This is a genomic window from Allorhizocola rhizosphaerae, assembly GCF_003426775.1.
In the GTDB taxonomy this organism is placed as follows: Bacteria; Actinomycetota; Actinomycetes; order Mycobacteriales; family Micromonosporaceae; genus Allorhizocola; species Allorhizocola rhizosphaerae.
Genome location: NZ_QJUG01000015.1, coordinates 32131 through 52817 on the forward strand (window position 1 = coordinate 32131; position 20687 = coordinate 52817).

At 65.8% G+C, this 20687-nt stretch carries 21 protein-coding genes and 1 tRNA gene; 9 read left to right on the plus strand and 13 right to left on the minus strand.

Annotated elements, in window-relative coordinates; genetic code table 11:
- Genes DM816_RS04855 through DM816_RS45145 form a run of 6 tightly spaced genes read left to right on the plus strand, consistent with a single transcriptional unit; the run spans position 1 to position 5131 of the window.
- A complete protein-coding gene (locus tag DM816_RS04855) occupies positions 1 to 1143 on the plus strand; it encodes an acyl-CoA dehydrogenase family protein (protein WP_117208847.1) in 1143 nt (380 codons plus the stop codon).
- Positions 1140 to 1844, plus strand: a complete 705-nt coding sequence (locus DM816_RS04860; RefSeq protein WP_211588545.1) for a transglutaminase-like domain-containing protein — start codon at positions 1140 to 1142, stop codon at positions 1842 to 1844. Before DM816_RS04855 ends, DM816_RS04860 begins: the two co-directional genes overlap by 4 nt.
- On the plus strand, positions 1837 to 3216 hold the full coding sequence (locus tag DM816_RS04865; protein WP_117208848.1) for a TrpB-like pyridoxal phosphate-dependent enzyme: 1380 nt from the start codon (positions 1837 to 1839) through the stop codon (positions 3214 to 3216). The genes DM816_RS04860 and DM816_RS04865 overlap by 8 nt, the downstream gene beginning before the upstream one ends.
- A 5-nt stretch (positions 3217 to 3221) precedes the next feature.
- Entirely contained in the window at positions 3222 to 3863 is a 642-nt protein-coding gene (locus tag DM816_RS04870; protein ID WP_117208849.1) for a LysE family translocator, read from the plus strand.
- A 17-nt stretch (positions 3864 to 3880) separates the two neighbouring features.
- Complete coding sequence (locus DM816_RS04875; RefSeq protein WP_117208850.1) at positions 3881 to 4666, plus strand: maleate cis-trans isomerase family protein; 786 nt, start codon at positions 3881 to 3883, stop codon at positions 4664 to 4666.
- 60 nt (positions 4667 to 4726) lie between these two features.
- Entirely contained in the window at positions 4727 to 5131 is a 405-nt protein-coding gene (locus DM816_RS45145) for a Clp protease N-terminal domain-containing protein (protein ID WP_117208851.1), read from the plus strand.
- A 151-nt stretch (positions 5132 to 5282) separates the two neighbouring features.
- On the opposite strand, the gene DM816_RS04885 is transcribed toward DM816_RS45145, so the two are convergent.
- Entirely contained in the window at positions 5283 to 6014 is a 732-nt protein-coding gene (locus tag DM816_RS04885; protein WP_117208852.1) for a hypothetical protein, read from the minus strand.
- 35 nt (positions 6015 to 6049) lie between these two features.
- A complete protein-coding gene (locus DM816_RS04890) occupies positions 6050 to 6844 on the minus strand; it encodes a phospholipase D-like domain-containing protein (protein WP_117208853.1) in 795 nt (264 codons plus the stop codon).
- A gap of 186 nt (positions 6845 to 7030) precedes the next feature.
- Between DM816_RS04890 and DM816_RS04895 the strand changes: the two genes are divergently transcribed.
- Positions 7031 to 7813: an aldo/keto reductase gene (locus DM816_RS04895; protein WP_246001563.1), complete on the plus strand. Its 783-nt coding sequence runs from the start codon at positions 7031 to 7033 to the stop codon at positions 7811 to 7813.
- Positions 7814 to 8391: 578 nt separating this feature from the next.
- On the opposite strand, the gene DM816_RS04900 is transcribed toward DM816_RS04895, so the two are convergent.
- The 8 genes from DM816_RS04900 to DM816_RS04935 form a co-directional block, all read right to left on the minus strand.
- Complete coding sequence (locus tag DM816_RS04900) at positions 8392 to 9354, minus strand: restriction endonuclease (RefSeq protein ID WP_211588546.1); 963 nt, start codon at positions 9352 to 9354, stop codon at positions 8392 to 8394.
- A gap of 193 nt (positions 9355 to 9547) precedes the next feature.
- Positions 9548 to 10315: a hypothetical protein gene (locus tag DM816_RS04905; RefSeq protein ID WP_162907121.1), complete on the minus strand. Its 768-nt coding sequence runs from the start codon at positions 10313 to 10315 to the stop codon at positions 9548 to 9550.
- Positions 10312 to 10821, minus strand: coding sequence for a hypothetical protein (locus DM816_RS04910; protein WP_117208856.1), 510 nt, complete (start codon positions 10819 to 10821; stop codon positions 10312 to 10314). Before DM816_RS04910 ends, DM816_RS04905 begins: the two co-directional genes overlap by 4 nt.
- Positions 10815 to 11162, minus strand: coding sequence for a hypothetical protein (locus DM816_RS04915; RefSeq protein WP_117208857.1), 348 nt, complete (start codon positions 11160 to 11162; stop codon positions 10815 to 10817). The genes DM816_RS04910 and DM816_RS04915 overlap by 7 nt, the downstream gene beginning before the upstream one ends.
- Before the next feature lie 51 nt (positions 11163 to 11213).
- Complete coding sequence (locus DM816_RS04920) at positions 11214 to 12611, minus strand: S8 family peptidase (RefSeq protein ID WP_117208858.1); 1398 nt, start codon at positions 12609 to 12611, stop codon at positions 11214 to 11216.
- Between the two features lie 25 nt (positions 12612 to 12636).
- Positions 12637 to 13698: a CU044_5270 family protein gene (locus DM816_RS04925; protein WP_162907122.1), complete on the minus strand. Its 1062-nt coding sequence runs from the start codon at positions 13696 to 13698 to the stop codon at positions 12637 to 12639.
- Complete coding sequence (locus DM816_RS04930; protein WP_117208860.1) at positions 13670 to 14380, minus strand: RNA polymerase sigma factor; 711 nt, start codon at positions 14378 to 14380, stop codon at positions 13670 to 13672. The genes DM816_RS04925 and DM816_RS04930 overlap by 29 nt, the downstream gene beginning before the upstream one ends.
- Before the next feature lie 495 nt (positions 14381 to 14875).
- A tRNA-Lys gene (locus tag DM816_RS04935) sits at positions 14876 to 14948 on the minus strand.
- 611 nt (positions 14949 to 15559) lie between these two features.
- On the opposite strand from DM816_RS04935, the gene DM816_RS04940 reads away from it, so the two are divergent.
- Together DM816_RS04940 and DM816_RS04945 are read left to right on the plus strand one after the other, a co-directional pair.
- Positions 15560 to 16072, plus strand: a complete 513-nt coding sequence (locus tag DM816_RS04940; RefSeq protein WP_211588547.1) for an NUDIX domain-containing protein — start codon at positions 15560 to 15562, stop codon at positions 16070 to 16072.
- 93 nt (positions 16073 to 16165) lie between these two features.
- Positions 16166 to 16810 (plus strand): YdcF family protein, encoded by a 645-nt coding sequence (locus tag DM816_RS04945; RefSeq protein ID WP_117208872.1) that lies wholly within the window; start codon positions 16166 to 16168, stop codon positions 16808 to 16810.
- 1 nt (position 16811) lies between these two features.
- Here the strand turns inward: DM816_RS04945 and DM816_RS04950 are convergent, their stop codons facing one another.
- The 3 genes from DM816_RS04950 to DM816_RS04960 all read right to left on the minus strand — a co-directional run bounded on the left by DM816_RS04950 (position 16812) and on the right by DM816_RS04960 (position 20113).
- Positions 16812 to 18035 carry a helix-turn-helix domain-containing protein gene (locus tag DM816_RS04950; protein WP_170318782.1) on the minus strand — a complete coding sequence of 408 codons (1224 nt, stop codon included), beginning with the start codon at positions 18033 to 18035 and terminating at the stop codon, positions 16812 to 16814.
- A gap of 155 nt (positions 18036 to 18190) precedes the next feature.
- A complete protein-coding gene (locus DM816_RS04955; RefSeq protein ID WP_117208861.1) occupies positions 18191 to 18682 on the minus strand; it encodes an SAM-dependent methyltransferase in 492 nt (163 codons plus the stop codon).
- A 39-nt stretch (positions 18683 to 18721) separates the two neighbouring features.
- Positions 18722 to 20113, minus strand: coding sequence for an NsdA family TPR-like regulatory protein (locus DM816_RS04960; RefSeq protein WP_117208862.1), 1392 nt, complete (start codon positions 20111 to 20113; stop codon positions 18722 to 18724).
- Positions 20114 to 20687: the final 574 nt, after the last annotated feature.

Sequence of the window (20687 nt, forward strand, 5' to 3'; positions counted from 1 at the left end):
ATGCCCATCGAGTGGACCGAGGAGCAGCAGCGATGGCGGCGTGACATCGGTCGATGGTGCGACCAGTGGAACGCCGGCCGGGAACTGCGGGAGCGCAACGGCACGTTCGGGGTGCCCGACTGGGATCTGGTCCGCCGCTCCAACGTGTTGCGCATGCCGTTCGACGCGGCCTGGGGCGGGCTCGGCCTGGACCTCTTGACCACGATGTTCGTGCTGGAGGGGCTCGGTACCGGATGCCACGACACCGGGCTGCTGTTCAGCGCGGTCACCCATGTGGTCAGCACGGGCATTCCGCTGCAGCGCTTCGGCTCCGCGGAACTGCGGCAGACACATTTGAAGAAGGTCTGTGAAGGCTCGGTCATCGGCGCGCATGCGATCACCGAACCGACCGGTGGCTCGGACGCGACCAACATGCGGACCACCGCCGTACGCGAAAACGACTCATATGTCCTCAATGGACAGAAGTCGTTCATCACCAACGGTCCGGTCGCCGACCTGTTCGTGGTGTATGCGCGCACCGATACCGGGCCCGGACCGTTCGGCCTCAGCGCGTTCCTCGTGGAGCGGGACACGCCCGGGTTCACCGTCGGGCCCGCGCTGCCGAAGATGGGTCTGCTCAGCTCGCCCCTGTGCGAGCTGGAACTGCGCGATTGCCGCGTGCCGGCGGCAAACCTGATCGGCCGGCCCGGTACGGGATTCCTGATCATTGACCACGTCATGACGTGGGAGATTCTGTGTTCCTTCATCGTCACCGTGGGACGGATGCAGCAACGCTTGGACCGCTGCATCGCCCACGCGCGGGAACGAGTCCAGTTCGGACAGCCGATCGCGAGTTTTCAGTCGATCTCCCATCGCATCGTCGAGATGAAGATCGGATTGGAGAATTCACGCCGCTGGCTCTACGAGACCGCCTATCGCTTCGGCCGGCACCACCGGGTGACCGAGGAGCTCGCCATCGCCAAGCTCATCGCCAGCGAAAGCAATCTGGCCTCGGCGCTTGCCGCGGTCCAGATCTTCGGTGGGCGAGGTTACCTGACGGAGTCGGGAGTGGAGGGTGAACTGCGGGACGCGGTGGCCGGCACCATCTATTCCGGAACCTCCGAGATACAGCGGGAACGCATAGCCAGAATGCTTGGATTGTGAGGGACCAGGACGTGCACCAAGCAGATCTCGACAAGCTTCGACAGCCAACGGAATTCCTCGACCACGACTCACCGGTCGTTCGCCGGTTCGTCCACGACGCGCTGCGAGACGAGGACACCACCGACGTCCAGCGCGCCGTGCGGCTGTACTACGCGGTGCGCGACGGACTGTTGTATGAGGTGTACGGGGCCGATCTGTCCCGCTCCGGGTTGCGCGCCAGCGCCATCATCTCCGCCGGGACCGGGTTCTGCGTGCACAAGTCGCTGGTCTATGCCGCCGCGTTGCGTGCGGTCGGCATTCCCAGCCGGCTCATCTTCGGAGACGTGCGCAACCATCTGGCCTCGGACCGGCTCAGGCGCCTGGTCGGCGGCGACGTGTTCTGTTTTCACAGCCTCACCTCCGTCTTTCTGGAGGGCCGGTGGCTGAAGGCGACGCCGGTCTTCAACAAGCTGCTGTGCCGGCTGTACCGCATCGCGCCCCTCGACTTCGACGGAGCCGCCGACAGCATGTATCACCCGTTCGACCAGGACGGCCGCCGGCACATGGAATTCCTGCACATGCACGGCGAATTCGACGACTTCCCCTACTCCACTGTCATCAACGGCCTGCGCACCGCGCACCCACGCCTGTTCGAGCAGGAAGACACCCTGACGCAGGGCAGTTTGGTGCGCGAGGTCCACACCGGAGGTTCCCATGATTGACCCAGTCAAGATCACGCTCACCGAGGCCGAGATCCCTCGCACGTGGTACAACCTGGCCGCGGACCTGCCCCCGATGGCTCCCGTGCTGAATCCGCAGACCGGCCTGCCGCTCGAACCCGACGAGCTCCTCGCCACCATGCCGGCCCCCATCGCGGCCCAGGAGACGAGCACCGAGCGCTACTTCGAGATCCCTGAGCCGGTGCGCCAGATCTACGCCCAATGGCGGCCCGCTCCGCTGTATCGCGCGAGACGGCTGGAGAAGGCGCTCGGTACCACAGCAAAGATTTATTACAAGTACGAGGGTGTGGCACCCACAGGCAGCCACAAGCCCAACACCGCCATCCCACAGGCATTCTTCCACCGCGAGGCGGGCAAGAAGCTGCTGGTCACCGAGACCGGGGCGGGTCAGTGGGGCAGTGCGTTGGCGTTCGCGGCCGCGTTGTTCGACATGAGCGCAAAAGTGTTCATGGTCAGGGTCAGCGCGGAACAGAAGCCGTACCGAAAAATTCTCATGGAGACTTTCGGCACCGTCTGCGTGCCGAGCCCCAGCACCGAGACCGAGGCGGGAAGGGCCGTGCTGGCCCAGGACCCCGACTGTCCGGGCAGCCTCGGCATCGCCACCTCCGAGGCGCTCGAGTACGCCATGAAGAACCCCAACGTGGGATACACGATGGGCAGCGCCCTGAATCACGTGCTGGCCCATCAGACGGTGATCGGCCAGGAGGCCATGCTGCAGTTGGAAAAGGCCGGAGACTATCCTGACATCATCATCGGCTGCGCAGGAGGAGGCAGTAATCTGGCCGGATTGTCATTCCCGTTCCTCGGCAGCCGGCTGCGCGGTGGACCGCGGGTGGAAATCATCGCGGTCGAGCCGGCCGCCTGCCCCACGCTGACCCGCGGGCGCATCGCCTACGACTTCGGCGACACCAGCGGGCTCACCCCACTGTTCCGCATGCACACACTGGGCCACACCTTCATGCCGCCCCCGGTGCACGCGGGCGGCCTGCGCGCGCACGGCATCGCACCCCTGATCTCGCGTGCCGTGGAGGACGGGCTGATGAAGCCCATTGCCATGGCGCAGACGAAATGCTTCGACGCCGCCGTCACCTTCGCCCGCGCCGAGGGCATTCTGCCGGCTCCCGAGTCGTCCCACGCCATCGCCGCGACGATCGACGAGGCGATCCGCTGCCGGGAGGAGGGCACGTCACAGACCATCCTGTTCGGACTGTCAGGACACGGCCACTTCGATCTGTCGGCCTACCAGCAGTACTTCGCCGGCGCGCTGACCGACGACGCGCTCGACGAGGAGATGCTGCAGCGGTCCCTGGCCGACATCCCCACACCGGTCGGCGCGACCCAGGGCATAGAGTAGAGTCCATGCCTGATATTTCGACGCTTCTTCTGTTCGCGGCGGCAACCATGGCACTGCTCATCGTGCCGGGGCCGGCGGTGGTCTATATCGTCAGTCGCAGCGTCGCACACGGTCACGTCGCCGGGCTGGTGTCGGTGCTGGGCATCCATGTCGGATCGCTGGTTCATGTGATCGCCGCGGTGCTGGGCATCACCGCCATCATCGCGGCTTCGACCACGCTGTTCATGATTGTGAAATACGCCGGAGTCGCCTACCTGATCTATCTCGGCGTCATGCAGATTCGCCGCCGCGGCGGCACCGAGGAAGTCTTCGACGCACCACCGGAATCGGCGGGGAGGCTGTTCCGCCAGGGGATCGTGGTCAATGTGCTCAATCCCAAAACCGCGATCTTCTTCCTGGCCTTCCTGCCGCAATTCGCACAACCTGGCAACGGTCCGATGTGGCTGCAGATCCTGATCTTCGGTCTGGGGTTCATCGTGCTGGGTGTCATCAGCGACGGCACCTATGCGCTGCTGGCCGGCAAGCTGTCCGGGCGGCTGCGGCGGACTCCCAAAGGACGCCGCCGCCTCGATGTGGCAAGCGGCATCGTCCTCATTGGACTCGGCGTCCTGGCGGCCCTTGTCGGCAACGTTCAGCGCGATGGCTAGGAGGAGGTTCCACGGCGATGGACGGTTTGGGGTGGCGGGCCAGATTCGGGATCCTGGTCATCCACAACGATCCGGTTCCCGAGACCGAGCTTTGGGCGATGGCACCGCCGGGCGTCACCTTTCACACCGCGCGCTTTGAGAGCCCGCGCAAGCCGGGAGCCGATTACGCCGGCGACGCGGCCGCCGCGCTGGAAGGCTCGCCCGACGTGGCCAGAGGGCTGCAACAGCTCGGTTCGATGCCGCTGGATGCCATCTGCGTGTGCTGGACCTCTGGGAGCTTTTTTGGTGGTACGTCATTCGACGACAGCTTCTCTCGCCAGGCCACCGTGGCAGCGGGCGGAATCCCCGTGCTGCTCGCTGCCACGGCAATGACCGGCGCCATGGCGGCACTCGGCGTCACCAGGCCCATGGTCGTGATGCCGCCATGGTTCCCGCCGGCGGTGGTCGAAGCGGCGGTGGACTACCTTCGCGCATCCGGCGTCGACCCGCTCGGGCCGGCCCGGTTCGACCTGGGCGAGGGCTGGCGCCACATGCCCACATACGAGACCTACGATCGCGGCGCACATTGGACGGTGCGTCCCGAAGACCTCTATCGCCAGGTCCGGCAGTCGTTCCCCGGCGAGGCCGACGGGGTCCTCATCCCGGGCAGTGCGATGCGCACCCTGGCGGCAATCGAATCCCTTGAGCACGATTTGGGAGTCCCCGTCATCACGGCCAATCAGGCGTCCCTGTGGTCCTGCCTGCGCGCGGCCCGCACCAGAGTCTCCGTCCCGGGGTTTGGTCAGCTGCTACGCGCACTGTGAAACCGCCGCGTTCCACCGCACCGGGGGCGACGCGAGGCGCGCGAGGAGGGGTCGGCCACGGTGGAGGCACAGCACCTGCTGCTGGCCATCGCCGGCGATGCGGAACCGTCCACACGCGACATCCTGGCCGAGGCCGGGCTGGACCATCGCGCGATCCGCGCGGCGCTGGACCGCGAGTTCGAACAGAGCCTGGCCGCGGCGGGCGTGTCCCTGGCAGCCTTCGACCTGCCCCGCACGGGCCCCGTGGGGACGCGCGACCCGCAGCCCGGGGAGTCGGTCCGGCTCGCGATCGAGCGCGGGCTCGCATCCGTTGCGCGCCAGGCGGAGGTGCGGCCGGCGCATCTCCTGCTGGGCATCCTGTCCGCCCAGGTCGGCACGGTGCCGCGGGCGCTCGCCCTGGCGGGGGTCGACCGGGCCGCGCTCACCACACGTGTGGAGCAGACCCTCGCCGGCGGGCGGGCCTGACATGGACGCGCTGACCGGCACGCGGCCGACCCGCTCGCTTTTGGACGGCCGGCATTCGCTATCGCTTTCGGTTGGGCTGCACCTGTTTCCCGGGTGTGTTGATCGTCGGGGCCTACCTGCTGATCGGCTCGCCCCTGGTCGAGGCGATCGGCTATCCGCCGTTCCTCGAATTTGCCGGCAGTTGTGTCCGAATGCTGGGTTTGCGGGCGAGGTGCAATATTGCCGCGACGGTGACAAAGGCCAGCCAGGCGCTGCCCAGGGCAAGTAGCCGGTCACGATCCTGCAGTGCCCAGTATGCGATGAAGAAGGCGACCAGGGCGATGCTGTTGGTGGCGAACTGCCGGGCGAACGCGCCCAGGTGCTGGCGTGTTTCAATGACGACCAGGACGCCCGCGTAAGGAAATGTGACCGCAAGCCCATTGATCAGGCGGCCGACCGCCACGACGAGCAGTGATGACCCGGCCACGGTAGCGATCTTGGCGAGAACGTCGGGCGACGCTGCCGTTGGCGCTGCCATGCCATGGCCATCAGCGCGGTCGCAGCGACGCAGGATCGCCTGCCCAAGCAGCCACAGCAGAAGCACAGCGGTCAGGGTGGGTACGAACGGGACAGGCGCAAGAGCCGCGATTGGCCAGGCAAGACCCGCATACACCGCGACCCCGGCGGCGTCGGCCAGCAGGATGTGCCAGCCGGCGCGGGCATGCAGCAGTGCCACGACCGCGACGAACACGTTGAGCAGCAGCACGCCGAGCAGTTGACTGCCATCCACGCGGGTGGCGGTGGTGACAAGGACCAGCGTGATGGGTAGTGGAATAGCGTAAATCAGTGCGCGCCACCGGATCGAGCGGATAGCGCCGATCGCGAGGACGGTTGCCGCCACCACGGCAGCCGACAATAGAGTCATCCGGCCTGCCGCTTTCAGATTTTGGGCAGCCGGTTGGCGGCCGCACAGGTTCGATAGACGCCGCGGATGCGCTCGACTTCTGCCTGGTTGACCACGAACACGTTGGCGACGATTTCGCCTCGGGCGTTCATCCTTCCCTCCCACGCGCGGTGCCGGTCCCACACGACGATGTTGAGGTGCAGCGCTGGGTCGATGTCGCTACGGTCAACGACGGCGACGGTGACCCCGGCCTTGCGTTGCAGCTCCACCAGGGCGGTCAGGTCCGCGGTGGCGCGGTCGCACACGAACACACGGGTCACGGTGACCCCGCGGGCGATCGCGGCGAGATTGGCCTGCCAGTACTGCTGCCCGACCGGGCTGTACCACCAGGCCGGCTCGTCGGTAATGTTGGTGACCGCCTCGATGCGTTCCTGGCATGACTCAGTGGCCATGATGAGATCGGCATAGTCGGTGCGCGATCGTAGGATCCGTCCACGGCCTAGCTCGTCCAGTTCGTCGCAGATCCGCTCCAGACGTCGACGCGCATCGGCCTCGATTTCGCCGCCCGGATACCTGTGCATGATCTCGCGCGTCGAGTGCGCTATCGAGGTCAACGTCTGGCCCAGCCATGGCATGTCCTGTACCAAGCCACGCAGCTCAAACCGCCGTTCGGCGCGGGCTGACGAGTCGAGCACCAACGACAATGTCGTTCCCATCAGTCCGGCCAGCAACGATTCGCCGGGACTGGCAACATTGGTGACATCCAGCGCAATGGCCAAGCCGATGGACACGACGATGCCGGCGAGCGTCAACGGTTCGAAATACCTCACAAGGTCGGCGATGCCCGCGCCTCGCCGTCGACGTTCCTGAGACCTGCCCGTTGATGCCGTCATACCTACGGAGCGTATCGACCCTCGTCCAGTCGGTCAGCCTCCACTACCCACCCATGCGAGCATGCCCATTTAGGAGTAACTAAAATGTTGTCCACCCGTCGGCGGGCTAGCACGCTGTACCGTATGATCAAGATTGATTTTCGCATTGGCTATGGCGCCTTGCCGCTTACCGGGCAAGACGCTTGGGGCCCACCGTCCGATCGGGAGGGTGCCATCAAGGTGCTGCGGCGGGCCGTGGACCTCGGAGTGGCGCTAATCGATACCGCGGACTCGTACGGGCTCGGCGCCAACGAGGAGCTCATAGCCGAGGCGCTGCATCCCTACCCGGATGGGCTGCTGATAGCGACCAAGACCGGCAGGACGCGTCCCAGCCCAGGCGAGTGGGGCGTGCTCGGTCGGCCCGATTACGTCAAACAGCAGGCGGAATTGTCTCGGCGACGGCTGCGGGTCGACCGCATCGACCTGTTTCAGCTGCACCGTGTGGATCCCAGCGTACCGTTCGAGGACCAGATCGGTTGCCTGCGCGAACTGCGCGACGCCGGTGTCATAAACCACATTGGACTGTCCGAAGTCGACGTGGAGCAGCTCGAGCGGGCGCGTTCCATCGTCGAGATAGCCAGCGTGCAGAATCGTTACAACTACTTGGATCGCCGCCACGACAACGTCATCGACTACTGCGAGCGGCACGGCATCGCCTTCCTGCCTTGGCGCCCCATCGATGAGACCTTCCGCGACTACCGGATCAAGCAGGCAGCCAAGGACCTCTCCGCGACACCGGCTCAGGTTGCCCTGGCGTGGCTCCTGCAGCGCTCGCCCGTCGTGACTCCCATTCCGGGCACGTCGAGCGTGGAGCACTTGGTGGAAAACTGTGCCGCAGCCCTGCTCGAACCGCCACTGCTCGACTGACTCGACCGGCCGGTGCCCGGTCATCCCGAAGCTCTGGCAAAGGAACCTTGCACCGCCTCCTCCGCCTCGGGCGCCGAGCCACGGCCCAGCCGCCACCAGCCGACGATAGCTGCCGGCGTAGACCGCTTCCCACCGCCGTGCCAGGCACGTCTGCCAATAACGGTTCCATTGCGGGGAGACGGTCAGGCGGGTGTCTGATTGGGGCGTCCAGCTGAGACACCTGCCGTAATCGCAACACATCGACCACTTTAAGATCCGGCCGGTCGTCGTCCTACCCGTTGTGCACAACCGGCTTCGATAGATCAACAGTCGTGACTGGATCCTATTCTGGCCCTCAGCTTGTGAGACTGTTTGCCCAGCCTAGATAGAGTAAAAGTGCGCCGTGGTCAGCGAAACGCGAACCGGTTTTTGCTGGTCACAGGTAATCCGCTGCCAGTGACCCCGGTTCGGCGGGGCCGCAGTAGTGCCTCGTGACCATGCGGATCGGTCCTCCGGGCGTACGTCGGCGCGGTGCTCGGCTGGGCGCTCACTGACCGCGAAGGCTGCTGACCAACACTCCAAGAATGAACTCGATGGGGTTACGGCTGAGCGTCTCGTTCCATTACGGCGGTCGCCGCCTCGATGCCGTTGACGACTTCGTACTCGAGGTTATTAACCCCGATGCCACGCTTGACCGTGTCGAAGTGGATGCGGGCGGAGGCGATCTTGCCCTGCTCCACGGGGCGGAGCAGTCCGATCTCGTTGACGTGCTTGGTCTCGAAGACGATGTAGCGGCTGCCATCGGTGCGTTCAACTGTCAGTGCCCAGTCAGGGTTGTAGCGTCCCAGGGGCGTCGGGATCGTGAATGAGGATGGGAGCTTCACGAAGGTCTTGACCTCGGGGCGTTGCAGCAGCGCAAGCGCGAAGTCCTTCTCAGGACCGGAGTCGACGACGAGGTACTTATAGACGGACTTCTTCTCGAACGAGATCGCGTTGCCCTCCGCGTCGGAAACGATGTTTCCGGCGGGGCCGGTGTACCCGGCAACTTCGGCTTCGCGAAGCAGGCTGAGCGCATATCGGCGGTCTGCTTCGGGGCGGGAGGGGTCCACCAATTCGTAGCGCAGTCCCTTAACCAGGAAGTCAGCCTTGGTGATGTTGAGTTGGCGGGCTACCTGGGCGATGTAGGCCTGCGGGTTGTGGCGGAACTGTCCAAGCGTTCCGGACTCGGTGAGGATGTGAGCGAGCGTGGCACGGGTCAGTTGGGTTCGGTCCGCCAGGACAGACAGAATGTCGGGCAGGTCCTCGCTGTCGGCGTAGGTGACGTCCGCACGGCGCGTTGCGGCGGCTTCCGCGGTCAGCCCACCCTGGTCGATGCGCTCCACACGGTGTGTGACCCACTCGCCCCGACGCTTGGGCACTGGAAGCATGCCGCGCAGCGCCTTGACCATCGCGGCACGCAGGTCGGCTTCATCGACCTCGACGCGGTACTCGGTGCGGTGCTGGATGCGGTCCCACAGTTCCTGGAATTCATCACCGACGTGTCGGGCGGCGCCCGCCTTCATCACCTACCACGTTGCCGCGAAAGCCGAGCGCCACGCCATCCGACCCCAATCGCGGCCCCACCGGGAAGCTGACCGCCGCTGCCGGATGCCCTGCCATCCCGGACTCGCTACAGCGACGTCTGACCGGCAGCGTTTCACGACGCCGAGCGGGCAACGGGCCCGCTGGTGCGCGGCGGGCCCGTTGGCCATGAGATCAGGCGTAACGGTAGGCGCGGATTATGGTCTGGTCCACGGTGTTGCCGTCATTGTCGGAGGCGGTCGCGCGCAGCGAGACGAATCCGGTGCCGGGTGGGTGGCGCACGATCAGTGTGGTGGCCCAGACGACGGCGCGAGTCCAAGTTGCGCCGTCGTCGAAGGACACTTCGATTCGGTTGACCCGTGCCGGACCCGTCACGCTGAGCGGAATCGGCAGGGTGCTCCCGGCCGGTGCGCTGTTGTGCGTGTCGAGTGGTGGCGAGAACCGCACCAGCGGCAGGGGCAAAGGCCGGCTCCCTGCCACGTGAGCCGACCGGAAGGTCCAGTCGACCGTCGTCCTCGTCGAGAGCCGGTGTGGTTCTCCCCGTTGGCTTTCGATTTTCATCGTGTACCGCGCGTCAGCCCCGGTCACACGGAAGTCACCCGATCCGGGAGTGGCCGACGACCCCACCCGTATGCCATTGCGCCACAGGGTCGTGCTGCCCGTGCCCTCCATCGGGTCGAGCCGGCCGGCGCCATCCGCGTAGAGTGCGGCATCCACCGAGATCGTATCGCCGGTGCGGGTGGCGGCACGCAAAGCCACGGTTCCATGTGTCGTGATAGGACTGCCCGGCCCGGTAGGAGACCCATTCGCCGTGTATCGGCCCGAACCGATAATGGTCCCCGTGTCCGGATCGGTCCACGCTCGCCGCAACGTCGTGCGCCATTGCATGCCCGGCTCCACGTTGACGTGGTGAACGGCCCGGCCGGGCAGGCGGTAGGTCACCCAGGCGTCGTGTCGGATCGGTCGGGCAGGCTGCTGCTGGCCGCCTCCCACAGGGCGAGCATCCCGTCAGCGTCGCCGCCGGAGTAGCTCGTGTGGATGGCGGCGAACTCCTGCTCGGCGAACGCTCGTTGGTACCCGCTGATGAACCTGGGCTCGCGATGCCCGACCGTATAGGTCCATGGGCTGTCCGCATTGGACGTCCCGAACACCGCGCTGATGTATGAGATGAACCCCGGCACGGCCGCGCCACCGCTCAGGTCCGCCGTGTAGAAGTCGGCGAACGACCGCCCGCCCTGCCCCGCGCTGATGGGCCCGTCGGGCGTGCTCAGCGTGAACGCGATGTCGGTGAACAGCGTCTTGGCCGAAACCCGTGGCACGGTAAGCGAACTCGTCCGGCCGAGCCGCGCGTCGAGCCGGACCGTCGCGTCACCGGTCACGTCCAACGCCGGGTGCACCAGCAGCGTAATCTCCGGCACCACACGGCTGGCGACCCAGGAGGTCAGCACATATCGGCCTTGGCCACGCGCGCAGTCGCCGTGCCGTCCTCGCTGTGCAGGTTGAGACCGCGAAAACTGTCGTGCGAGAACATGTCCGCCGCGAACACGGACGCCTGCCCGCCACGGTCGAGGCCCTCCAGCGTGAGGGTGTAGCTTTCGACCTCCTTGTGCACCGCCAGCGCCGTGCGCGCGGCCGTCCCGTCCGGCGCGGTCGCCGTCACCGACCCCGTGATCAGCCCGTCCGGCACGTCGGCCCGTGTGTCCGCGGTGACGTGCACGCTTGCCGTGCTCCCCGCCGGAACCGTCACCCGGGCCGGGCTCACCGCGAACACTCCGCCCGTGGCCGACACGTCGAGCGTGACCGCCTCTGTCGTGGTGTTGTTATAGGTGACCTGGCGGGTCTATGGCTCGTCATCGCCGTGCGGCCACAACTGCATGCCGAAGCCGATGCTCGCCGGATCCGCATACACCCGCTGGGTAAGTGCCGCTGCCACATCCACACGCCCGGCCCCCTGCGTGAACACCGATGCCGTGGCATGCGGCCGGGCCGAGGCCATCAGCGTCGCCTTGAGCTGTCCGCCCGTCCACTGTGGATGCCGTTGCGCGAGCAAGGCCGCTGCTCCCGCAACATGTGGCGTGGCCATCGACGTGCCCGACAGCGCCACGTGGCTGCTGGCTCCGGGCGAGTCCTTGCTGCGGGCCGCCGTGATGTCGACGCCGGGCGCGGTGATGTCGGGCTTGAGGCCGTCGTCGCCGAGCCGTGGACCGCGGCTGGAGAACGAGGCCGGCTCGCCCGCATCGTCGATCGCACCGACGGTCAGCGCGGCATCCGCGCTGCCTGGCGTACCGACCGAGGACGGAAAGGGGCCCTCGTTGCCGGCCGCTATCACGACCAGGGTGCCGAACTGCGCGCTCAGAGTGTCGACCGCTTCTTCGAGCGGGTCGATGCCTGGAGTGTCCCAGCCGCTCAGGCTCAGGTTGACCACCTTCGCGCGCTGCTGCGCCACTGCCCAGTGCATCGCGGCGAGCACCCACGACTCCGGGCAGCCCCACTCGACACAGACCTTGGCGTCCAGCAGGTTCGCTCCCGGTGCGACGCCCTTCGCCCCCGCCATGATGGAAGCCACATGCGTGCCATGGCCGTTGGTATCGCGATCGTCCTCGGTGCCCTCGGTGAAGTTCATCCGCCCGGCGACCCTTCCCGCCAGATGCGGGTGCGTGTCGTCGATGCTTGTATCGAGCACGGCCATGGTCACGCCCGCGCCGGTCAGGCCCGCCTGCCACGCTGCCGGGGCACCGATCTGCGGCACGCTCGTGTCGAGCACCGGCCGCAGCACGCCGTCCAGCCACACCTTGGTCTTCGACGTGAGCACGTCCGCCCACAGGGCCTGCCTGTCGTGCGGCTGCACGGAAACCAGGCCCAGATGTGGCAGGCTGCGCGTGAGCTTCGCACCACGCAACTGCCTGCCGCCGGCCGGACGGACGATCAGCGACAGGTCCCGGCCCGCCTGGGCCGTCACGTCGAACAGCCGCGGATCAAGCCTGCCCTCGGCCAGCGGGATGAGCGCATCACTCGGGATGACGTGCAGGTGCCCACGGACGCGCTTGGTCGTGAAAGTGACGCGGTCACGTCCTTTGCCCGGCTCGATGCTGAAGCTGTTGCCCCGCGCCATGACCCGGTCACCGGTGACCAGGATGGTCGCCTCGCCCGGAGGATGGAGGCGGGACGGCGTGGCCGCCGCCGTCGTCGTGGGCAGCAGCAGAATCAGGGCAGCGAGCAGCCCGGTAGCCTTCCTCATGAGACAGTCCTTTGCAGACAAGTGGTCAGGTGGCGGGCGCCTGGTCGGAATAGGTGGACTCGGTCACGGCCGTGCAGGAGATGAGCGCGCCGCTTTGGCCGTCGCGGATTTCGCTCGCCATTGTTTGCCCAGTGACCACGTCGATGACAAGCCGATGGCGCTGCGAAGAACCGTCGGCGCTGCGAAAGGTGTGCTCGACAGCGCTTCCCCTGCGCCCCAACGGATCTGTGACCTCGCCCAGGTAGGTGATGCCGGGCAGATCGGCCAGCATGAGGTAGGCCGCGGACCGCACCGCCCCGCTGGATGGCAGACGCAGCAGCAGGTCGGTGGCCGCGATGAACAGCATCTCGGTCTGGTGCTCGGCAAGGTCGTCCGGCTGCCATGTGCCGCGCGCATCGGTCTCGTTGCGCAGCAGGAGCTCCGCCAGCTGGTCCGGATCGGTAGGCAGGGCGCGCAGCTGGTCGAGCGTGAGCGTCGTGCCGCCGACGTTCACGCCGGGCCCACGGTCGGGGAGGCGCTTGCAGCCCTTCTCACCGGGTTGCGCGGTCAGCGTGCGCCCGGGCGTCGGCTCACCCCCGGGACCGGACGCGGCCCAGGTGGCCGGCGAACCCGCGCGCTGCCAAGCCTCCCGGTCGGCGTCGGTAACGGGTGCCGCGCCGAGCCATTGGACACAATAGGCATTGCCTCCTTCTGCCGTCAGCGGCATCCAGCTGTGCTGATCGGTGCGGCCGAACACGTTGTAGCCGCCGGTGACGGCGTAGCGCGTGCCTTGCTCGCTCCGGGACACCCAATAGGCGCCCATCGGCTCGCTTTGGGCGGAGGCGAGTTGCGCGGCCACGAGCAACGACTGCCTCCCGGCGATCGGCGATTGTCTGCCATCGCCGGGGACCAGGTTGCCGACCGCGATCATCGACGCGACCGCAGTGAAGGCGGTGGCCGCGAGCGCCACGCGGCGCCGGGCCGGGCTCGGCCGGCGTGCGCTCTCCATCGGCACAACGGTGATGGTGTCTAGATCCAACGGTTTCGGCGCAGGCTGGTCAAGCTGTGCCGGGCGTGCCTCAGCGAGCCGTCGCAACACACGACTCATCGGTGACCCTCCTCTGGTCGGATTGATGTGCGGGTGTGACGGCGTCCTGCGCGGAAAGGGCCTGCTCGAATCGCTTGCGGGCACGATGCAACCGGACGAAGAACGTGGCGCGCGAACAACCGAGCACCTTCGCCGAATCTCCGGTCGACAGCCCGTGCCACGCCGTCAACGTGAGGATCTCCCGGTCGGCATCGTTGAGCCCGGCCAGCGCGGCCAGCGTGGCCGCTCGCTCGGCGACACCCTCGGCGATATCCAAACCGGCTTCGTCGATCCAGGCCCGCATCTCCGTCGCCAGGCTGGTTTGACGAACCTCCACCCGGTAACGCTCGTGCGTCACGTTTCGGGCCACGCCCAGCAACCACGGCAGCGGATCGGCCAGCACGGCGGCGAGCCGCCGCCAGGCCACCAGGAACGTCTCGCTCACAATGTCGTCGGCGAGCTGGCGCCCGGCGCGGCTCACGGCATAGGCATGGACCTGACGATGATGTCGCCGGTAGATGTCCGTGAACCGGGCGGAGGGGTCGGGTGGTCTCACTGGTTGTGCTCCTTCGTCGCGGAAGGCCTGGATGAACAGTTGCGCAAGCGCCGAGCGCCGAGCGGCGAACGCGACCGTCGGGAGGTACGCCGTCACCAGTAATGTGCGCCCGCCGCGGATTCTTACACCGGGCGTGACGGTCGGCATCGTCTCCGCTCCTCCGCTCGCCGACAAGCGACCCGGCACGGCCTGGTCACCCTGCACCCGGTCTCACCCTGCACGCGGTCACTGCGCCCGGTCACCCTGCACCCGGTTTTCACCCTGCACGCGGTCACTGCACCCGGTCACGCCACAAGCGCTATCAGCACGTCGTTGACGAGCTGCGCCTCGAAGCTGCCCAGCGGCTCAACTCGCTATCTATGGCGAGCCCGCGAGCGCGGCCGACGACAGCGAGGCGTGGCAACGGGTCAGGGAACTTGCGACCAAGATCGAGGAGCTGGCCAGCGAGAACACAGCATTGAAGATTAGCAATGCCGAGTTGGTCACCGAGCTGCGCATACTTAAGAGCCCCTATATGGATTCTGGTAATTTTGCTACCGGCTCTGCTACCACGGCCAAGATCGCCGACGTGATTCCGATCAGGCGATAGAAGCCCGCAAATGAAAATCCCCTCTGACCTGAATCAGGGGGGATTTGATCTTGTGCGCCGCCAGGGACTCGAACCCCGAACCCGCGGATTAAGAGTCCGCTGCTCTGCCAGTTGAGCTAGCGGCGCTCATGGCAACGGCAGAAACCTTAGCATGCACGCCCGGCGGATCACCAATCGGTATCCGCCGACGTTCACAAATGTGACGAACGCTAAGCAAATTTCGGACAACAGCGCACCAATCTGGCATCATCAAGATCGCAATGGTTCCGGCTGCAAATCGGTCCCAGCGAATGCCTATCACCTGTTTTCCCAGTTCAGCGCACTAAAGCGAGCCGGACAAATCGGCCACTGAGGGGTCACCGCGGCACAGGCACCGGCTTTGACCAGGTGAAACTGACCCGTGTTGATGACTGACAGCGGGTGTCGGCCTATGCGGGGACGGCGTGCCGGGTCGTGTCGGCCAGTGTCAGGCGCTACGCGGGGCCGTCGATCACGCGTCGATCACGCAGATCGACCGAAGTCCGCAGCCAAAATCCGCTGGCTTGACGCTCAGCCCCGCGTGGAGTCACCCGCGGACCGCAAGTCCGCTGCTCGACCGACGGCCGGAGCCGGGCGGACCCCGAGTTCGATGCCGCACCCGCCCTCCGGTTGAAGTGTCACCCGGCGGAAGATGAACCCGTCGTGGCGTGAATTTTCGGCCGTGTGCACGCCCCTTCAAGGCTCGTGGTGCCGTCGCTGTGGGTATCTTCGGTGCGGTGACTGGTGCGTCTGATGGCCCGGATCTGGCCTACATTGCGAGCCTTACTCGGGTAAGAGCGGCTGCTGGGGTGCTGTTGTTCGACCAGCAGGGACGGGTGATGGTGGTCTACCCGACTTACAAGGATTCCTGCGAGTTGCCGGGCGGATCGCTGGAACCGGGCGAGTCTCCGCTGCTTGCCTGCGAGCGGGAGCTGAAAGAGGAGCTCGGCTTCGTGCCCCCGATTGGGGGGCTGTTGTGTGTGGACTGGGTACCGCCGAGCCCGCCGTGGGACGGCGGATTGATGTTCTTGTTCGACGGTGGCACGTTGTCAGCCTCTCAGATCGCCGGCATCCGGCTACGTCCTGACGAGTTGGATCGTTTCGAGTTCGTGGCCACCGATGACCTCGAGTCTGTGCTGGTGCCGCGCCTGGCCAGGCGAGTGCTCACGTGTTTGCCGATGCGGGGCCGCGGCGGCATCTACCTGGAGGACGGCGTTTCGCTGGACGCGTAGCGGACCTGCACGGTCGACCTGTGTCTGGCTGAGGTGAGCATGGCTTCGGCGACGGCGCGGCTCGCGTTGGGGCAGTGCAAGTACGCTGTTGTGATGCTGCCCGAAGCGATCAGGTCGGACGTCGAAGTCCTGTGGTCATATCACAACATGGGCCACGCACTCAGGCCGTGCGACGCTGGAATCGGGCTGGGCAGTCACGATCTTGGTGTGGCGATCGTGGCCACGGACCTCTATCACCGTGGGATGTTTCCACATCTCATCTTCACTGGGGCGAACGCGCCGACCACAATCGAGCGCTTCCCGCAAGGCGAGGCTGTGGCCTATCGCGAGTACGCCATCGAGCACGGTGTGCCGGCCGAGGCGATCCTGATCGACACGACAGCCGCGAACACCGAGCAGAACCTCAAGTTCTCCCGTGCCCTGCTGGACGAGCACGGCATAGAGGTCCGCTCCGTGCTGTTGATGTCACGCCCGTACCAGCAGCGCCGCGCTTTCGCCACCTGCCGGAAGGTGTGGCCCGAGGTCGATGTCATCTGCTACTCGCGACCGTTGTCGCTGGACGACTACCTGGCCAGCATTGGAGACACAAAGAAGGTCGTGGACATGCTGGTGGGCGACACGCAACGCATCGACATCTACGCCGAACGCGGATTCGCTATCCCACAAGAGATGCCGGACAAGGTGCGGGCTGCATTCGAGCGGCTGGTCGCGGCCGGATATGTCAGCCGCCTGGTGTAGCTCACAGGGGCGAGGACGATCCGACGCCCATCCGGTAGGCGAGATCGACGGCCAGCCTCGGCGGTCGTGGACGGGTCACGATGTCGCGCACCAGCATGCGCGACAGGGCGTGATAACGCACTTGGTCCGGTGCGATCTGCTCGGCGTTGAGAAGCTCAAAGAGTCCTTCGTCCACCTGGTTGTAGCGGACGAAAGCACGGGCTACTTCGATGGAATGTCGTACGCGCCGCTCGACCGGCAACCGGGTCGTGTCCAGGCCCGGTCCGATCGCTATAGCTCGTTGCACATCGCCGAATTCCAAGGCAACGCATACTTGGTGGATCGTGACGTTGGTCGGCCCGAACGCTGTCCAGACGTGGTTGGCGTCGCTGCCGAGCCGTTTGGCAGAGTCACCGGCCTCGGCCAAATGTGTCCGTGCCGTCTGCCGGTCGTCGTTTCGGGCGGCGGACAGGGCGCACATCAGGTGCAGGCTGCCGTAGACCGACAGCAGCTGCGGCGTCGGGGCCGAGAGCAGCGGTTGGAGGTATTCGGCTGCTGCCGCCCCGATCTGGCGGGCTTGCCGGTATTCACCATTGGAGGTCAAGGCATGCGCAGCGGCGCGACTTAGCGCGCCGATGACGACGTGATCTCCACTGGCGTTGGCGGCGGTCAGTCCGCGGCTGGCGGCGATCCACGCCAGGTCAGTTTCCCCGAGCTTGGTCAAGAACAGCGTGGCCACATGGTGTACGTAGGCGGTCAAGGCGTTGGCGCGTCTGGCTTGTTCGCCGTCGTAGGCCCGCTCGGCGGTGAGGCATTCATCGATGAGCAGGGGCAGCCGTCGCGCCAGATCGCCGTAACGCGATTGCTGGTAGCGAGCCCAGATATCGGAAACGTCCCGTTCGAGGTCGCCGAGGGTCGGAGGGTCGGGTTGCTGGTCGCGGGCTAGGACTGGGCTGAGATGGCGGTAGTCGCGCAACGCCGCACGCAGCGCGGGGATGGTCTGGCGTCCCGAATCTTCGGACCAGTCGAACAGGCTCGGTTCGCCGATGATGTCGCCAAGCGATACGTCGAGCGCGGTGGCCAGGTTCCTGATGACGGACAGGCGGTCAAGCTCGGCGCGGTTGTTTTCGACCTTGCGTAGCCACTCGACGGTCCTACCCACAAGGCCGGCAAGAACCTCCTGAGACAGGCCACGGCGGCGGCGGTAGAACGCCACCCGCTGCCCGATCGTCAACTCGTCCGTCATTCCACGCACGCCACCACCATGCCCGACTCGGCCACCGCTACCCGGTACGGAAATTCCCGGTCCTGTTGGGCGCCACCCTATTGATCGTAGAGCATCGATGAGAGACCGTCCCTACGCACATCCAAGATCGATCATATGGGCGCAGGTGCAATCGACTAGCCTCGCTGATCTTGTGGCGCGAAGTAGTTGCCTAGCATCTCCGTTGTCCAGGCCGCTTGGTGAACTTCGCCGCGAGGACCGAACTCTTCAAACCAGGGTTTGATATCGAGGATTGGCGTTCCATCGACTGCATCGAGGTCTTCGACGTGCAGGTCGAGGCCATCGACTTTGAGCAAGCGGCAGCGGGATACGCCGAGCCAGTTGAGACGTCGCATGTTGCGGTGCCCGAAGATGCCCACCTCGGGCCAGTCCGGGTTGTCGCGTGGCCGCCGTGCGCCGAGGTTGAGGTCGGTGGGGTCGGTGAGATGGAAGCGAAAGATGATCTCTAGGTGGGAGAAGTCGGCTAAGCCTTTGGTTGCCTCTGGCGTGAACCGGGAGGCGTCGAGGCGGATGATTGCCTGAGTGCCGCCCCAGTAGTCGTCCGTTGGTTCTATCCGGCCGCCTACGACGTGAGCGAGCGCTTCAACCTCGAACCTCTGTTTGGTCATTCTTGTTGTCCTCCAACAGCAATCGTGTGCACGACGGCTCTAACGTGTGGTGGCAAGATAGTCAGCCGCTCGCGCATCCAGCTCGTTGGCTTGGGCCAGACCCCGCTTGCGGAACGGTGAGAGGGCAGTGCGCATGTCCTTGAGGACTTTGCGGGTGCGTCCGGAGTTGATGCCGTCCATGGCGTCGAGGGCTTTCGACCAGGTGGCGCAGGCTTGCTCGATGTGGCGGCTCTGCGCTTGAACCGATCCGAGATATCCCAGCGTGACGGCGTGGGTGCGGGTGAACGAGCTTGCTTTGCGGGTGCGGACGCTGCGGCGGAATTCGCGGATTGATCCCGCGAGATCGCCCGTGTCGCGAAGCGTGCAGGCCGTTTCGTGGGCAAGGCTGGCTTCGCCGAAGAAGAAGACCCGGCTGGGCTCGTCATCGCCGGGTGAGGCCGCTGCTAGGTCGTCTTCGGCTCGTAGAAGCGCTGCCGCGGCGCTGGCCTTATGTCCGTTTGCGCCCAGGGCCTTGGCGTAGACGACGCCGAGAAGCGCGCGTTCTCGCGGGCAGGCTCGTTGGTAGCGATGAGCGTCCAGTGACGCGGTGGCCAAGTCCAGGCCGGCCTTGACGTGACCGAGGTCGACGGCTTGGTGCGCCATCGCTCTGAGGACGTGACCGGCCATCGGCGCGTCGTTGGCCTCGGCGGCCAGCTTCACGGCTGCCCTGAAATGATGCTGCGCAATGGCGTGCTCGTCGTTGTCGAACGCGGTCCAGCCAGCCAAGTAGGCGAGTTCGCTTGCGGCACTGAACATCTGCTGGCGAATTCGCTCGGTGGCGAACGTACTCGTGAGATTGCTGGCGACATCCGAGGAGAGGTATTGAATCAGCGCGCTACGGGCGTGTCCGCCGCCGCGCCGCTGATCCAGTTTGGAGAAGATCTGGGTCATCTCGCGGACGGCCTCGACATCACCGGCGCCGATTACACGTGAGTGCTTGGGGTTGCGGTGTCGGCCTCGGATGGGAAGGTCACGCCACCAGTCTCCCTCTGGCAAGATCAGCGCTGCGGCCGAAAAGGTGGCAGCTCCCAGCGCCGTGCGGCGGTTCACGTCGATGTCCATCCTTCCGAGATCGACCAGCTCGATCAGAGTATCGGTACCCCAATCAAACGCCTCGACAGTGGAAGCCGGCTGCGACAGGCCGATCTCGTCTAGGGTGACGACCCTCTTGAGCTGCCGCGATAGCGCTTCGGCAAGGAAGAACGGTGCCTGATCGGACGGGCTGGAGCCTGCCACCCAATGCGACACATGCGAGCGGCCGATCGCCGCGTGCTCACGGGCACCGTTCTCGGCGGCAACCCGGACCACCGCGCGAGCTACCTGGGCATGTGACAGTCCCGCCTCGGCGATAACCGCCGCCAGCTTGGTGTTGACCCCCCTTTTCCTGGTCATGCCACATCTCCCGCCAGTCCGAAACGATCTTTCACCGCTTTCACCGCATAGATGCCCTTGACAGCGTTCCGGTACCCGGTCACGCATGGTTCTCTCAGGGGTAGTCCTGAGTGACCATACCGAACTTCGATGTGTCATGGCACATCGAAGCCCCGCCATCACCACGTGATGGATCTGGCCGGATACAGGGATGGCCGCGAAGAGTTACGACACCCGGACATGATCACCTTTCAGTCCCGGTTGCGTGGCCGACGAAAGTGCCGGAAGGGCCTGGAAGGAGGTGCAGCAGTGAGCATCGCAAGTGTTTTCGCATTCAGCGCCAATCAACGCACCCGAATCGGCCGCGTGCACCCCGGTACAGAATTTCCCGGTCCATCGATCGCAGTGCCCTTACGTTCAGTTTCCGGCATGTCACTTGCGCCGGTCAATGACTCGGACTCGCACGTGGGATGCCGCACAGCCGCCCCGGCTGGGCGAGAGTGGGTCTCCGCCTGGCCGGGTGCTCACCGGGATGCGAGAGGAGGTCGAGGACATGGAGGAACCTGCCGCGTCGGACGTCTCCATGGTCGAGCAC

What these genes read in the sequence shown, in the direction of transcription:
- DM816_RS04855 (WP_117208847.1), top strand. Translation starts at nt 1, where the DNA reads ATGCCCATCGAGTGGACCGAGGAGCAGCAGCGATGGCGGCGTGACATC.
- DM816_RS04960 (WP_117208862.1), bottom strand. Translation starts at nt 20,113, where the DNA reads ATGACCAGGAAAAGGGGGGTCAACACCAAGCTGGCGGCGGTTATCGCC.
- DM816_RS04900 (WP_211588546.1), bottom strand. Translation starts at nt 9,354, where the DNA reads ATGAAGGCGGGCGCCGCCCGACACGTCGGTGATGAATTCCAGGAACTG.
- DM816_RS04895 (WP_246001563.1), top strand. Translation starts at nt 7,031, where the DNA reads ATGATCAAGATTGATTTTCGCATTGGCTATGGCGCCTTGCCGCTTACC.
- DM816_RS04865 (WP_117208848.1), top strand. Translation starts at nt 1,837, where the DNA reads ATGATTGACCCAGTCAAGATCACGCTCACCGAGGCCGAGATCCCTCGC.
- DM816_RS04920 (WP_117208858.1), bottom strand. Translation starts at nt 12,611, where the DNA reads ATGAGGAAGGCTACCGGGCTGCTCGCTGCCCTGATTCTGCTGCTGCCC.
- DM816_RS04950 (WP_170318782.1), bottom strand. Translation starts at nt 18,035, where the DNA reads ATGACGGACGAGTTGACGATCGGGCAGCGGGTGGCGTTCTACCGCCGC.
- DM816_RS04955 (WP_117208861.1), bottom strand. Translation starts at nt 18,682, where the DNA reads ATGACCAAACAGAGGTTCGAGGTTGAAGCGCTCGCTCACGTCGTAGGC.
- DM816_RS04925 (WP_162907122.1), bottom strand. Translation starts at nt 13,698, where the DNA reads ATGAGTCGTGTGTTGCGACGGCTCGCTGAGGCACGCCCGGCACAGCTT.
- DM816_RS04875 (WP_117208850.1), top strand. Translation starts at nt 3,881, where the DNA reads ATGGACGGTTTGGGGTGGCGGGCCAGATTCGGGATCCTGGTCATCCAC.
- DM816_RS04945 (WP_117208872.1), top strand. Translation starts at nt 16,166, where the DNA reads ATGCTGCCCGAAGCGATCAGGTCGGACGTCGAAGTCCTGTGGTCATAT.
- DM816_RS04870 (WP_117208849.1), top strand. Translation starts at nt 3,222, where the DNA reads ATGCCTGATATTTCGACGCTTCTTCTGTTCGCGGCGGCAACCATGGCA.
- DM816_RS04930 (WP_117208860.1), bottom strand. Translation starts at nt 14,380, where the DNA reads ATGCCGACCGTCACGCCCGGTGTAAGAATCCGCGGCGGGCGCACATTA.